At 60.8% G+C, this 13,333-nt stretch carries 16 protein-coding genes; 8 read left to right on the forward strand and 8 right to left on the reverse strand.

Annotation, left to right across the window (positions count from 1 at the left end; genetic code table 11):
• Positions 1-73 precede the first annotated feature (73 nt).
• Positions 74-595 carry an RNA 2',3'-cyclic phosphodiesterase gene (gene thpR / locus KFS80_RS22490; RefSeq protein WP_212545963.1) on the reverse strand — a complete coding sequence of 174 codons (522 nt, stop codon included), beginning with the start codon at positions 593-595 and terminating at the stop codon, positions 74-76.
• Positions 596-701: 106 nt separating this feature from the next.
• On the opposite strand from thpR, the gene KFS80_RS22495 reads away from it, so the two are divergent.
• On the forward strand, positions 702-896 hold the full coding sequence (locus KFS80_RS22495; RefSeq protein WP_212545964.1) for a hypothetical protein: 195 nt from the start codon (positions 702-704) through the stop codon (positions 894-896).
• 108 nt (positions 897-1,004) lie between these two features.
• On the opposite strand, the gene KFS80_RS22500 is transcribed toward KFS80_RS22495, so the two are convergent.
• Both KFS80_RS22500 and KFS80_RS22505 read right to left on the reverse strand, forming a co-directional pair.
• Positions 1,005-1,358, reverse strand: coding sequence for a DUF1428 domain-containing protein (locus KFS80_RS22500; RefSeq protein ID WP_053119325.1), 354 nt, complete (start codon positions 1,356-1,358; stop codon positions 1,005-1,007).
• Between the two features lie 2 nt (positions 1,359-1,360).
• Positions 1,361-2,443: a hypothetical protein gene (locus KFS80_RS22505; protein ID WP_053119323.1), complete on the reverse strand. Its 1,083-nt coding sequence runs from the start codon at positions 2,441-2,443 to the stop codon at positions 1,361-1,363.
• A gap of 356 nt (positions 2,444-2,799) precedes the next feature.
• Here KFS80_RS22505 and KFS80_RS22510 point away from each other — a divergent pair, with 356 nt between their 5' ends.
• Complete coding sequence (locus KFS80_RS22510; RefSeq protein ID WP_159812442.1) at positions 2,800-3,072, forward strand: hypothetical protein; 273 nt, start codon at positions 2,800-2,802, stop codon at positions 3,070-3,072.
• 33 nt (positions 3,073-3,105) lie between these two features.
• On the opposite strand, the gene KFS80_RS27115 is transcribed toward KFS80_RS22510, so the two are convergent.
• Entirely contained in the window at positions 3,106-3,237 is a 132-nt protein-coding gene (locus KFS80_RS27115; protein WP_276516108.1) for a hypothetical protein, read from the reverse strand.
• A gap of 511 nt (positions 3,238-3,748) precedes the next feature.
• On the opposite strand from KFS80_RS27115, the gene paoA reads away from it, so the two are divergent.
• From paoA to paoC, 3 genes are read left to right on the forward strand one after another with little or no spacing between them, the layout of a single operon-like run.
• Positions 3,749-4,372: an aldehyde dehydrogenase iron-sulfur subunit PaoA gene (paoA, locus tag KFS80_RS22520; protein WP_159812444.1), complete on the forward strand. Its 624-nt coding sequence runs from the start codon at positions 3,749-3,751 to the stop codon at positions 4,370-4,372.
• The gene (locus KFS80_RS22525; RefSeq protein WP_212545965.1) at positions 4,369-5,322 is read left to right on the forward strand and encodes an FAD binding domain-containing protein; all 954 of its coding nucleotides are present in this window, start codon (positions 4,369-4,371) and stop codon (positions 5,320-5,322) included. Before paoA ends, KFS80_RS22525 begins: the two co-directional genes overlap by 4 nt.
• Positions 5,319-7,517, forward strand: a complete 2,199-nt coding sequence (gene paoC, locus KFS80_RS22530; RefSeq protein ID WP_053119311.1) for an aldehyde oxidoreductase molybdenum-binding subunit PaoC — start codon at positions 5,319-5,321, stop codon at positions 7,515-7,517. Before KFS80_RS22525 ends, paoC begins: the two co-directional genes overlap by 4 nt.
• Before the next feature lie 112 nt (positions 7,518-7,629).
• On the opposite strand, the gene KFS80_RS22535 is transcribed toward paoC, so the two are convergent.
• The gene (locus KFS80_RS22535; protein WP_212545966.1) at positions 7,630-8,106 is read right to left on the reverse strand and encodes a (R)-mandelonitrile lyase; all 477 of its coding nucleotides are present in this window, start codon (positions 8,104-8,106) and stop codon (positions 7,630-7,632) included.
• Positions 8,107-8,204: 98 nt separating this feature from the next.
• On the opposite strand from KFS80_RS22535, the gene KFS80_RS22540 reads away from it, so the two are divergent.
• Entirely contained in the window at positions 8,205-9,098 is an 894-nt protein-coding gene (locus tag KFS80_RS22540; RefSeq protein WP_212545967.1) for a LysR family transcriptional regulator, read from the forward strand.
• A 9-nt stretch (positions 9,099-9,107) separates the two neighbouring features.
• Here KFS80_RS22540 and KFS80_RS22545 read toward each other — a convergent pair whose 3' ends face one another.
• Both KFS80_RS22545 and KFS80_RS22550 read right to left on the reverse strand, forming a co-directional pair.
• Positions 9,108-9,311: a hypothetical protein gene (locus KFS80_RS22545; protein ID WP_212545968.1), complete on the reverse strand. Its 204-nt coding sequence runs from the start codon at positions 9,309-9,311 to the stop codon at positions 9,108-9,110.
• Between the two features lie 331 nt (positions 9,312-9,642).
• A complete protein-coding gene (locus tag KFS80_RS22550; protein WP_212545969.1) occupies positions 9,643-10,587 on the reverse strand; it encodes an aldo/keto reductase in 945 nt (314 codons plus the stop codon).
• Between the two features lie 112 nt (positions 10,588-10,699).
• Between KFS80_RS22550 and KFS80_RS22555 the strand changes: the two genes are divergently transcribed.
• Entirely contained in the window at positions 10,700-11,470 is a 771-nt protein-coding gene (locus KFS80_RS22555; protein WP_212545970.1) for an alpha/beta hydrolase, read from the forward strand.
• Between the two features lie 215 nt (positions 11,471-11,685).
• Positions 11,686-12,549: a CAP domain-containing protein gene (locus KFS80_RS22560; protein WP_212545971.1), complete on the forward strand. Its 864-nt coding sequence runs from the start codon at positions 11,686-11,688 to the stop codon at positions 12,547-12,549.
• 121 nt (positions 12,550-12,670) lie between these two features.
• On the opposite strand, the gene KFS80_RS22565 is transcribed toward KFS80_RS22560, so the two are convergent.
• Positions 12,671-13,303 (reverse strand): Vgb family protein, encoded by a 633-nt coding sequence (locus tag KFS80_RS22565; protein ID WP_212545972.1) that lies wholly within the window; start codon positions 13,301-13,303, stop codon positions 12,671-12,673.
• Between the last annotated feature and the right edge of the window lie 30 nt (positions 13,304-13,333).

Raw genomic sequence — 13,333 nt, forward strand, 5'->3', positions numbered from 1 at the left:
TATGAACGGCCTCACCTGGCTCCCTCGGCTCAGGTGAATTCTCAGGCGCCTTCGGGCGCCTTTTTTTGTCGCGTCAGGTCAGCGGCCAATCCTGCAAAACGCGATAACGGCCCTTGTGCGATTCAAACAAGGCAAAGCGTTCAGCTCGCAAAAAGAACTCCGGTGGCATAGCGGATTCCGGCTCCGGCGCGCGGTAATCACGGACCAACGTCAGGTGCGGGCGAAACTCGCGGGGTGTCTCTTCAAAACCGAAAGGCAACATCGCCTGTTCCAACGCATAGACCAAGCGCAACAACGCCTGCGGTGCCTGCTCAGGCGCCAGCGACAACACGCCCGGACGATGCCAGACCTGCAAGCGATCCAGCGAAATCCTCAACGCCTCCCCGGGCGTGCGCACTTTGCTGGCGGCTTGGCAAACTTCATTGATCTGCGCCAACGGCACCGCACCGAGAAACAACAGCGTCAGATGAAAGTTATCGGCCGGCACCGGTTTGCCGGTGCGCAAACCCAACTCGCCGCGCCACTGAGCAATCGCCTTGCGCTGCACCGGCGGGCAGTCGAGGGCGAAAAACAGTCGCTTCACTTCATCGGTCATGTCCCTGCTCCTTGTTCATCGCAATCCGCCAGATTCTACACAGCCTGAACTGACGACTCGCGACAGGCAGCTATAGTTCAAGGATTGCCATCAACCGGAGGCCGCCATGCGCGAGATCCTCAGCAAAGAGCCATGGTGGGCCCGACCGCCGAATCCCGGGCAGGATGAAAAGGAACTGGAATGGGGCTGGCTGGTGCATTACAGCGAGGGTGAACCGCGTTTTGAATTCGTCCGCGAACGTCCAAGCGACGAAGAAATTCGCCAGCGCAAAAGCTGCCGAATCACTCCCTCACCCGAGTGACGATATCCCTGTAGGAGCTGCGGCACGCTGCGATCTTTTGATCTTGTTTTTAAAATCAAAATCAAAATATCGCAGCGTGCCGCAGCGCCTACAGGGGATGGTGTGGGGTCAAGGTTCAAGGAGGTATTGGAAGCCGCCGTAGATCATGCGCTGCCCATCAAACGGCATCGGGTTGACGTCGGGTTGCATGCGCGGGTCTTCCATCATTTTTGCCATGCCGGCATCGCGGGTGGCTTTGTCCGGCCAGATCAGCCAGCCAGACACCACGGTTTCGCCCTCCTTGAGTTTCACCGCCATCGGGAACGACGTGAGCTTGCCGTCCGGCACGTCATCGCCCCAGCATTCAGCCACGCTCAGCGCGCCGTATTCCTTGAACAGTTTTGCCGCGATCACGCAGTGTTGTTTGTACTGTTCACGATTGGCAGTCGGCACAGGCGCCACGAAAATATCGATGTAAGCCATGATCATTCTCCTTGTACGTTGGGTTCGATCTGCTGAGTAGTCGAATCCGGCGGCTGCCATTCGACACGGTTCACGCCCAAGCCGACCGACGGTTCCTCCCGCGCACCCAGATTGCGTTCGACCTGACCGGCCATGTGCAGCGTGCCGGCCATGACGCCGGTCGTCGGGTTCTGCACCAGTTTCAGCCAGGCCTTATCAAAGGTGCTGCCGAGACTGTTGCGGATCAACGCTTCGCTGTCTGGGCGATCGTTGGCCTGAATGATCGCGCGGATCCCCGCGACACCCACCGAAATCAGTCCACCGGCCAACTTCCCAGCGGCGGCTGCCACGGCACTGGCAGCCCCGCGCGGGGCCATCTCCGCTTCCATGCGCTGGCTCGCGCGTTTGGCCACCGGCGCCATGCCGGCGTCCGTCGAGGCAATCCCCTTGGCGCCGCCGTCGGTATGGATCTTGTCGATGAGCGCGGCATACGCCGGCAGCGTGTTCAGCGGTTCGCTGCTGATGACTTGATACAACGAAGCATCGCGCGCTGGCGGAGGGCCGAGCGCGATCGCCGGAATCTTCTGCAACCGCCCATTGAGCTGAGCAACCGGCACCCCATGACGCTGGGCGATGAGCGGCATCTGCTGGGCCATCAACTGCGCATAGAACGCCGTGGCCTGACCGAGAATCGCGTCCGGGTCGACCTCCACCGCCACCGGCGCCAGTACTTTTTTCTGATACTGCTCAAGCAGATACGCCGCCAGACGCTTGGCGGAAGCGTCCTGTTCGCCACCGGCACTGACGGTGTACCAACTGACCTTCATCGATAGCCATTCCTGCGTCCAGTAGCTGCTGAACCACGGGATGAAATTTTCTTCAGTTTGCTCATAGACGCGAATGCGCCAATGTTCCATCGAACCGCGGGCAAACAGCTTGACCTGCTCGGTGGCCTGCTGGGAGGCGCTGACGATCTCGCGGTCGATCTGCTGCCAGGTTGCAGGCGAGACGAACACGGCTTTAGGCGCTGACACCGGGGCACGGGCCGACGTGGCGCAGCCGGCCAGCAGAAACAGTGCGGCGACGAGCAGCGCACGCAGGTTCACGGTGGTGGAGTCCTTTGAACAGGAAGAGGCAGATTTGAGTATAGGTGCGGGGATGGGCCGTTGGCCCGCTCACCTGAAAACACCACTGATCCATTGTGGGAGCGGGCTTGCTCGCGAAGGCGGTGTATCAGCTACCTATCAATCGACTGACCGGACGCCTTCGCGAGCAAGCTCGCTCCCACATTTGGAATGCAATCCCCTGTGGGAGCGAGCCTGCTCGCGAAGAAACCATCAGCAGCAACAAAAAACCGCAACCATCACTGCCATCGATATCCACCATCGCCACGATTGCCTTCCGCCCACCGCCCATCAAAGGCACGATTGCCACATCCGAGACGCAACGAGGAGTTCACATCATGATTCACACCATCACACTCTCCGTGAGTTTCCCGGTGTTCGGCAGCAACTACTACGACCAGAACTACGTGTCGCACAAGACGCAGGCGCTGGTGTTCAACGAAGCTTTCGAAGATCTGCTGATGCCCGCCGCGATCAATCATTTCAGCAATGAAGTGGTCGGCATCAATGATCAGTTCCGCTTTCTGAGCGACATTCTCGCCACCCATTTGCTGGACATCGAGGCCTCCGTGCCTACGCGATCCCGCGTCCAGGCGAGCGCTCACTTTTAACAACAAGGGCGTCCCATGGGACGCCCTTTTCATTCAATCAATCATCATCGCGATCACGGTAGTAGCGACGGCCGTCGCGGCGATCATCGCGATCGTCCCAGCGCCGGTCGTGGTCGTAATCACGGCCATGATCGCGGTCGTAGTGCTAGCCATGGCGATGGTCATCATCAAAATCCGCCACACAACCACCGAGCAAAACGGCGGCGGTCACGGTCAGCAATATCGTTGTAGCGCGCTTCATTCAACACTTCCCTAAAACCAAGGTCTTGACGACGGAATCGGCCACGCTGCCCTTGCCTTCAGGACACGGTGCGCGCAGCCGCAGATACGACCGGACAAAACCGTGTTGATTCAGTGGCCACTATCGACCGTTAGTCGGCCTGTCGGATCGGCGTAGCGCCGTTCGCGAGCAAGCTTTGCTCCTACAAAGCGCATCGCATCGCCGCTTTCCTTGTAGGAGCCGAGCTTGCTCGCGAAGAGGCCAGCCCCGTCACCGCAAAATCCCAACCCGCCAAAAGATTACCGAACACCACACATAACAGTCTGGCGTAAATCCAACAAAACCTTTCCCTGCCCCCCGCGGTCACTCCTTAACGAGACCGGCGATCACGCTGGCTGCCCGTTTGGGCCATTCGCAACCCCGCTGCCCTGATTGAGAGAGACAAGGAATCGAACCATGACGATTTCCCGACGCAGATTTTTAATCCTCGGCGCCGTGACCGCGACAGCCTTCGCGATGCCCCCGTTTATCAGCCTCAAGGCCTATGCGGCCAACCTGGAGCAACCCGCCATGAGCAAAGTGACGATTCAAGTCAACGGCAAACCCCAGGCGCTGGAGGTCGACAACCGCACCACTCTGCTCGACGCCCTGCGCGAACACCTGCACCTGACCGGCAGCAAAAAAGGCTGCGACCACGGCCAGTGCGGCGCCTGCACGGTGATTGCCGATGGTCGGCGGATCAACTCCTGCCTGACCCTGGCGGTGATGCACGAAGGCAGTGAAATCACCACCATCGAAGGCCTTGGCATGCCCGACCAGTTGCACCCGATGCAAGCCGCGTTCATCAAGCACGACGGGTATCAGTGCGGCTATTGCACGCCCGGGCAAATCTGCTCGGCAGTGTCAGTTATCAAAGAAATCCGCGATGGCATTCCCAGCCATGTCAGCCCCAGCCTGACGGATTCCCCGCAACTGATCGCCAGTGAATTTCAGGAGCGCATGAGCGGCAATATCTGCCGCTGCGGTGCTTACTCAAACATCATCGAAGCCATGACTGAAGTCGCGGAGGTGCCGGCATGAGACCGTTCAATTACAGCCGCGCCGACTCCCCCGCTGCCGCTGCGCAAGCGGCGCAGATTGAAGGCGCCAAGTTCATTGCCGGCGGCACCAATCTGCTGGACTTGATGAAGCTCGACATCGAAACACCGCTGCACCTGATCGACGTCAATCACTTGGGCCTGGATCAGATCGAAGCCACTCCCGAGGGTGGTTTGCGCATCGGCGCGCTGGTGCGCAACACCGATCTGGCTGCCGATAGCCGCGTGCGCAAGGATTACGCTTTGCTCTCACGCGCCTTACTCGCCGGCGCGTCCGGCCAGTTGCGCAACATGGCAACCACCGCCGGCAATCTGCTGCAACGCACGCGCTGCCCGTACTTCTACGACACCAATCAGGCCTGCAATAAACGCCAACCCGGCAGTGGTTGCGCGGCAATTGGCGGCGTCAGTCGGCAACTGGGGATCATCGGCGTCAGCGACGCTTGCATCGCCACGCACCCGAGTGACATGGCCATCGCCATGCGCGCCCTCGATGCACAGATCGAAACGGTGAAGCCCGACGGCAGCACCCGCAGCATCGCCATGGCCGATTTTCATCAGTTGCCCGGCAACACGCCGAACATTGAAACCAGCCTCACGCCCGGCGAATTCATCACCGCCGTGACCCTGCCCGCGCCTGTCGGCGGCACGCACATTTATCACAAGGTGCGCGATCGCTCGTCGTACGCATTTGCGTTGGTCTCGGTCGGCCTGATTCTGCAAAAGGACGGCAGCGGCCGCATCGCTGTCGGCGGGATCGCACCGAAACCGTGGCGCGTCGAAGCCGCCGAAGCGCTGCTGCCCGACGGCGCAAAAGCCGTCAGCGCACGCCTGCTCGATGGCGCGACGCCGACCCACGATAACCAATTCAAACTGACCCTGGTCGAGCGCACGCTCGGTTCGGTGTTGGCGCAAGCGAGGGAACAAGCATGAAATTCGACACGCCCGCCACCACCAACCCGATCGACCAGTTAAAGGTCATCGGCAAACCCACCGACCGTGTCGAAGGCCCGTTGAAAACCAGCGGTCAGGCGCCGTACGCCTACGAGCAACACGAGGCAGTGGCCAATCAGGCTTACGGCTTCATGGTCGGCTCAGCCATTGCCAAGGGCCGGATCAACAACATCGACCTTGAAGACGCGAAAGCCGCGCCGGGCGTGCTGGCGATCGTCACTGCCGCCAACGCGGGCAAACTCGGCAAGGGCAAATACAACGCCGCGCACCTGCTCGCCGGGCCGGAGATTCAGCACTATCACCAGGCTGTCGCCTTGGTCGTTGCCGAGACTTTCGAACAGGCGCGCGCCGCCGCGCAAATGGTCAAGGTTGATTATGTAGCGGCCACTGGTGAGTTCGATCTGGCCAGCGTGCGCGACAAAGGCGTCGAGCCGAAAGAAGAGCTGCCCGACGTCAGCCACGGTGATTTCGCCAAGGCGTTCGAAGCCGCGCCGGTGCAGTTCGATCAGACCTACACGACGCCGGATCAGTCACACGCGATGATGGAGCCGCACGCCACATTGGCCGCGTGGAAAGGCGATGAGCTGACGCTGTGGACGTCCAATCAGATGATCGCCTGGAGCGTCGACGATATCGCCACCACCCTCGGTTTGCCGAAGGAAAAAGTCCGCCTGATTTCGCCGTACATTGGCGGCGGATTCGGCGGCAAACTGTTCATCCGCGCCGACTCCATCCTCGCTGCACTCGGCGCACGAATGGCCGGCAGACCGGTGAAAGTCGCCCTCGCCCGCCCGCAAATGGCCAACAACACCACCCACCGCCCCGCCACCATTCAGCGCATTCGCATGGGTGCGACGGCGGACGGCAAACTCACGGCAATCGCCCACGAAGGCTGGTCGGGCAACCTGGAGGACGGCAAAGTCGAGGTCGCGGCGCAGCCGAGTCAATTACTCTACGCCGCTGAAAATCGTCTGGTCACGATGCGCCTCGCGCCGCTTGATCTACCCGAAGGCAATTCCATGCGCGCCCCCGGCGAAACGCCCGGACTGATGGTGCTGGAAATCGCCATGGACGAAATGGCCGAGCAGCTGAAACTTGATCCGATCCAGTTCCGCATCCTCAACGACACTCAGGTCGATCCGGTGAAAACCGAGCGGCCGTTTTCCCAGCGCCGCTTGATCGAATGCCTGCAAACCGGCGCCGACAAGTTCGGCTGGAGCCAACGCAATGCTCAGCCGGGCACCCGCCGCGAAGGTCGCTGGCTGATCGGCATGGGCGTGGCGGCGGCGATCCGTAACAACCTGCTGGTCAAATCGGGCGCGCGGGTGAAGCTGGAACGCGACGGCAAAGTCACCGTGGAAACCGACATGACCGACATCGGTACCGGCAGCTATACGATCATCGCGCAGACGGCCGCCGAGATGATGGGCGTGGGTTTGAAGGACGTGACGGTGCACCTGGGCGATTCGAGCTTCCCGGTTTCGTCGGGTTCTGGCGGCCAATTCGGCGCCAACTGCTCGACCGCCGGGGTGTATGCCGCGTGCATGAAACTGCGTGAAGCGGTGGCGGGCAAGCTCGGGTTGGCGGCGGATCAGGCTGAGTTTGTCGACGGTGAAGTACGCGTCGGCGACAAGCGTGTGCCGCTGCGTAATGCTGCGCAAAACGGCGTGTTGGTGGCCGAGGACAGCATCGAATTTGCCGACCTTGCCAAGCAATATCAACAGTCGACGTTTGGTGCGCATTTCGTTGAGGTGGCTGTGGACGCGGCGACTGGCGAAATCCGCGTGCGGCGCATGCTCGCGGTGTGTGCGGCGGGACGGATTCTTAACCCGAAAGCGGCGCGCAGTCAGGTGATCGGCGCGATGACCATGGGCGTCGGTGCGGCGTTGATGGAAGAACTGTCGATCGACAAGAAGCTCGGTTTTTTTGTTAACCATGATCTGGCGGGATATGAAGTGCCGGTGCATGCCGACATTCCCCATCAGGAGGTGATTTTTCTTGATGAAACTGATCCGATTTCTTCGCCGATGAAGGCCAAGGGTGTGGGTGAGTTGGGGATTTGCGGGGTGAGTGCGGCGGTGGCGAATGCGATCTATAACGCCACGGGCGCGCGGGTGCGGGAGTATCCGATTACGCTGGATAAAATCCTCTCCTCACTCCCCGAGATGATCTAAACAAAATCCCTGTAGGAGCTGCCGAAGGCTGCGATCTTTTGACTTTGATTTTTAAAAGCAAGATCAAGAGATCGCAGCCTGCGGCAGCTCCTACATGGATCACGGGGTAGTCTCAGTCGATCTGCGGGTATTGCTCGGCGCTCACCTGCTCCATCCACTCCACCACCTTGCCATCAAGCACTTCAGCAATCGCGATATGCGTCATCGCCGTGGTTGGCGCCGCCCCGTGCCAATGTTTGGCACCCGGCGCAATCCATACAGTATCCCCCGGGCGAATCTCGCGTACCGGTTGTCCCCATTCCTGCACGAAACCCACCCCAGCGGTGACGATCAATGTCTGCCCCAGTGGATGGGTGTGCCACGCCGTGCGCGCGCCCGGCTCGAATGTCACCGTTGCGCCACTGACCCGCGCTTCATCAGACCCCTTGAACGGTGCATCAACGCGCACAGTGCCGGTGAACCAATCCGCCGGGCCACGGGCCGAAGGTTGCGAGCCGTTGGGCGTAACGCTCACGCGAGGATTTTCATTGGCCTGCACTTCACCTGCCAACAGGGAGAGGGTCAGAGCAGAAGCAGCAATCGGGTTCATGGCAAGTTCCTCCAGAGAATCAATGCCATCACTTTACCGACCCGCACTCTTCAGATAATCGACTAGAATTCGAAAAAACTTATGCGGGACACTCATCAATGCTTCGGGAAAACGCCACCGACCTGCTCGCCTTTCTCGCCGTGGCCCGCGAACGCAGCTTCACCAAAGCTGCCGCCAAGCTCGGCGTCTCGCAATCGGCGCTGAGCCACACCATTCGCGCCCTCGAAGCGCGCCTTGGCCTGCGCCTGTTGACGCGCACCACGCGCAGCGTCTCTCCCACCGAGGCTGGCGAGCACCTGCTGCAAACCATCGGCCCGCGTTTCGAAGAGATCGAAGTGGAACTGGCGGCCCTGAGCAACCTGCGCGAAACCCCGGCGGGCAAAATCCGCATCAACGCCACTGACCATTCGCTGGACTGGCTGCTGCGCCCGGTACTCAAGGAGTTCCTGCCCAAGTACCCCGACATCGCCGTCGAAGTCAGCTGTGATTATGGTTTCGTCGACATCGCCGGCCAGGGCTTCGACGCCGGCATTCGGTTGGGCGAAGACGTTGCGCAAGGCATGATCGCCACGCGCATCGGCCCGGACATGCGCATGGCGGTGGTCGGCTCGCCCGCGTATTTCGCCCGCTGCCCCGCCCCGCAAACCCCACGCGACCTGACCGACCACAGCTGCAACAACTTGCGCCTGCCCACCAACGGCGGGCTCTATAGCTGGGAGTTCGAGAGGGATGGCGAAAGCCTTAAGGTGCGAGTATCCGGGCAAATTACGTTGAATGGCGTCTACCCGTTGCTTGATGCCGCGCTGGATGGTTTCGGTTTGAGCTACATCCCGGAGAACATCGTCGCCCCGTATCTGGCCGATGGTCGCTTGCAGCAAGTGCTTGAGGATTGGTGCCCGACATTCGCCGGGTATCACCTCTACTACCCGAGCCGGCGTCAGGCGGCACCGGCGTTTGCGTTGTTGCTGGAGGCGTTGCGCTATCGCGGTTGATTGCGCCGATCACTTCTTAAAACAACCGGCGGTTCGCCAGTGAGTTTTAACCAGCGCGACGGCTTGTGCCTCCGAGCCGGCAATCACCGTTACTTCTTGTCCGCGCTCCTGACCCAGACAGATGTACTCCGCCGTTTCTGCCCGAGCGTTGAGTGAAATTGCCAACAGACAGACAGCGACACTGCCGGTCAGCGTTTGGCTGGCCATGTTCATGGAGAGTCTTCCTTGTCGAAACCGTAGACCCCCATGATTGATCGCAGAAAGAATTCCGCCAACTGTCAGATCTGACAGTTGTTCAGATGTTTTTGATGTTGCCGGGATTTGAATCAGGCATAACCTCTCTGAGAAAACACAATCTACTGTGGGAGCGGGCTTGCTCGCGAAAGCGCTGCGCCAGGCACCCGAAATGTTGGCTGACACGACTCCTTCGCGAGCAAGCCCGCTCCCACAAAAAGATCGCCATCAGTTCCGCACGGGTGCGTAGCCTGATCGACTTTCTGGTGGAGCGTTTCAAGCACATCGACAAGCTGGATATCGCCACGGACTAACCCACCAACGCAATTAACTGATGCCGCTGCGCGTCGGTGAGCATCGGCCCGAATCCGGCCCTGACGTTGTCGGCCATATAACGCGGATTGCTCGTCCCCGGAATCACACAGGTCACCGCCGGATGCGCCAGCAGAAACTTCAGCGCCAGTTGCGGCCAGCTGTTGACCTGGACGTCCGACACCCACGCCGGCAAAGGTTTGCCCTTGAGCCGGCCCAGCAAAGCACCGCCACCAAACGGCCGATTGCAGATCACCGCCACCCCGCGCTCGCGGCACAGCGGCAGGATACGTTTCTCCACACCTCGATCATCGAGGGCGTAGTTGATTTGCAGAAAATCCAGTTGTTCAGCCTTCAGCACCGCTTCGACTTCGTCATAGGCCGAGGACGTGTAATGGGTGATACCGATGTAGCGGATGCGCCCTTGCTCTTTCCATTCGCGCAGGGTCGGCAGGTGGGTTTGCCAGTCGAGCAGGTTGTGGATCTGCATCAGGTCGATGCGCTCGGTGCGCAGCAGGCTGAACGACTGCTCCATCTGCGCGATGCCTTCCTCGCGCCCGCGTACCCACACCTTGGTCGCCAGAAACGCCGGCGAACGCGGTTCATGGATCGACAGCAGTTCGCCGGTGGTCTGCTCGGCGCGGCCATACATGGGTGAGCTGTCGATCACCGTGCCACCCTTGGTGAACAGCTCATCGAGCACCGCCGGCAGTTGCCGATAAGCCGGGTCGCCCGGCGCGACGTCGAATCCGCGATACGTGCCCAGACCGACCAGGGGCAATGACTCGGAGCTGGAGGGGATGGCGCGGGTCTGCATGGCTTGGCCTCGGATAGTCGCGGGTGGCGCGGCAGTGGCCAACGCCCGATCAAAAGTGAAGACTGCCGAAACCCCGGCAGCCAGCGTGAGCAATCGGCGACGGGAGTAACCCTCAGTGTGGCTCATGCTGGTTCCCCTGCTGCGTGAATCTGTTGCATGTTGTGTGCGCAGACTGTCTGGCGAAATCGCTGGACTACACTGCGACTGCCGACTTCCTTACCCCGTTAAAAGTAGCCGAATGTCCCGAACCCTGATGTTACTCGTCGCTTTGATCGTCGCTGTGTACCTGGTGCTGTGCGCGGCGCTGTTCGTTTTTCAGCGCTCGCTGATCTATTTTCCGCAGGCCGGCACGGTGGAGTCGGCGGAGTCACGGCTGAAATTATCGATGGCGGATGCCGACGTCTGGGTAACCACTCGCGAGAGTGTCGGGCAACGGGCGCTGATCTATTTCGGCGGCAATGCCGAGGATGTCTCGCACAATCTGCCGGAGTTCGCCGCGGCATTCCCGGATTACGCGCTGTACTTTCTGCATTATCGAGGGTTTGGCGGCAGCGGCGGCAAGCCTTCCGAGGAGGCAATTGCCGAGGATGCGCTGGCGCTGTTTGATCAGGTGTACGCCAGCCATCCGCAGGTGGCGGTGATCGGGCGCAGCCTGGGTTCGGGCGTTGCGGTGCGTCTGGCCAGTCAACGGCCGGTGCAGAATTTGATTCTGGTGACGCCGTACAACAGCCTCGAAGAAGTCGCCGTGAAGCAATATCCGTGGGTGCCGGTGAAGTGGTTGCTCAAGGATCGTTATGAATCAGGCAAATACGCGGCGCATATTCGCGTACCGACGTTGTTGCTGGCGGCGAGTGATGACGAGGTGATTGCGCGGGACAGTACCGAGCGGTTGTTAGGGAATTTCCCCAAGGGGGTGGCGGTGCTTAAGGTGGTGCCGGATTCGGGGCATAACTCGATTTCCGAGCGGGGGGAGTATTTGCGGTGGATGGGGGATGTGTTGAATCGCTGAGTTTTGTGTTGGCGGGTCTGGCCTCTTCGCGAGCAAGCCCGCTCCCACATTTTGTCCGGTGTACACCAAACCAGTGTGGGAGCGGGCTTGCTCGCGAAGGGGCCGGCCAAATCACATCAATACCCCAGAAAAAAACCACACCTGCCACCCTGAACCAAGTCCAAAAAGCCCAGTCCTACACGCGCCGCTTTTTCCTCTCCTGAGCCGTCCACTCCATGCGCCACACCGCCCGCCCCCTTCGTCTGGTTTCGCTGTGCCTGCTGCTTTCGCCTTTGTTTGCTCAATCCGCCCACGCCGGCGCCGAACGCCAACTGGTCGCGGCCATCAACGACTACCGCGCCCACCCGCAACGCTGCGACCGTCGCCCCGCGCAGCGCCTGGCTCCGCTGGCGTTGAAAGAAAATCTCGCGCTGCCCATCGGCTATGGCTACGGCGGCGGCATGCGCGAGGCGCTGAAATCGTCCGGATATGCAGCGATGACGGTACGCAGCATCCGCATCGTCGGTGCAGAGGATGCCGACGAAGCCTTCGACCAGCTACAAGACCACTACTGCGGCGCATTGCTCGACAGTCAGTACGCCGACATCGGCATCAGCCGTTCGCGCAGTGAATGGCAAGTGGTGCTGGCGCGGCCGGTGCTCGACAACCGCGTCGGCGATAATCGTAGCGTCGGCAAAGCGCTGCTCGCCGAGGTCAATGCCGCTCGCGCCCGGCCACGGATGTGTGGGCGTCAACGCTTCGCTGCCGCCCGACCGCTGAACTGGAACGCTGCGCTGGGCGCGGCCGCACAAGGGCACAGTAAGGCCATGGCTTATGGCAATTATTTTGCGCATCGTGATCCGGACGGTGATTTGCCGGCAGATCGCGCTAGAGCGGCGGGTTATCGTGGCCGGCAAATTGGTGAAAACATTGCCGCCGGGCAGAGTTCGCCGGGCAAGGCGATGGCCGGGTGGCTGGCCAGTCCGGGGCATTGCGCCAATTTGATGAACCCGATGTTTACCCAGGTGGGAGCGGGTTTTGCCAGCGAGGCGCGTAGTGATGAAGGGGTTTACTGGACGATGCTGTTTGGTGCACCGTGATTTTGCGTTGACTCGACGGGCCTCTTCGCGAGCAAGCCCGGCTCCTACAATTTTCCGGTGATCAACCATCATCGTAGGAGCAGAGCTTGCTCGCGAAGGGGCCAGATCAGCCACCCTCAATTTATTTGGGCCGACGCACCGCCCGCACCCGCCCGCTATTCCCGCCACCACAATAGAACCGATCCTTGCCATCCGCCTCCAGCCCCGACACGCCAGTCCCGTCGGGCATCGTCAGGCTTTCCAGTACCTCACCGTTACCCGGATCGATCCGCCGCAGTTCGCTCTCCTCGCCTTCCCACGTGCCATGCCACAGCGCGCCATCAACCCACGTCACGCCGGTGACAAAGCGGTTGGACTCCAGCGTGCGCAAAATCTCGCCGGTTTCCGGGTTGATCTGATGGATTTTACGGTCGCGATACTGACCAACCCATAACGAACCCTCGGCCCAGGCCATGCCGGAATCATTGCCGCCACCGGGCGCGGCGATGGTGTTGAGGATGCGCCCGGTGGCCGGGTCGATTTTGTGGATATGGCGGTCGGCGATCTGGAACAGATGCTTGCCATCGAACGCGGTGCCGCCATCAGCGCCGACCTTGAGCGTGCGCACGGTTTCGCCGCTGGCCGGATCCAGCGCATTGAGTTGACCATCGCTGGCAAACCAGACTTGCTGACCGTCGAAGGTCACGCCGTGAATGCCGTCGATCCCTTCGAACGGGCCGTACTCGCGAAGGATTTCTGCGTTTGCGTGTTTCATGGGGGCTTCCTCGTGTTGGTTGAGACCAGC

The organism is Pseudomonas rustica (assembly GCF_018336155.1).
Classification (GTDB): domain Bacteria; phylum Pseudomonadota; class Gammaproteobacteria; order Pseudomonadales; family Pseudomonadaceae; genus Aquipseudomonas; species Aquipseudomonas rustica.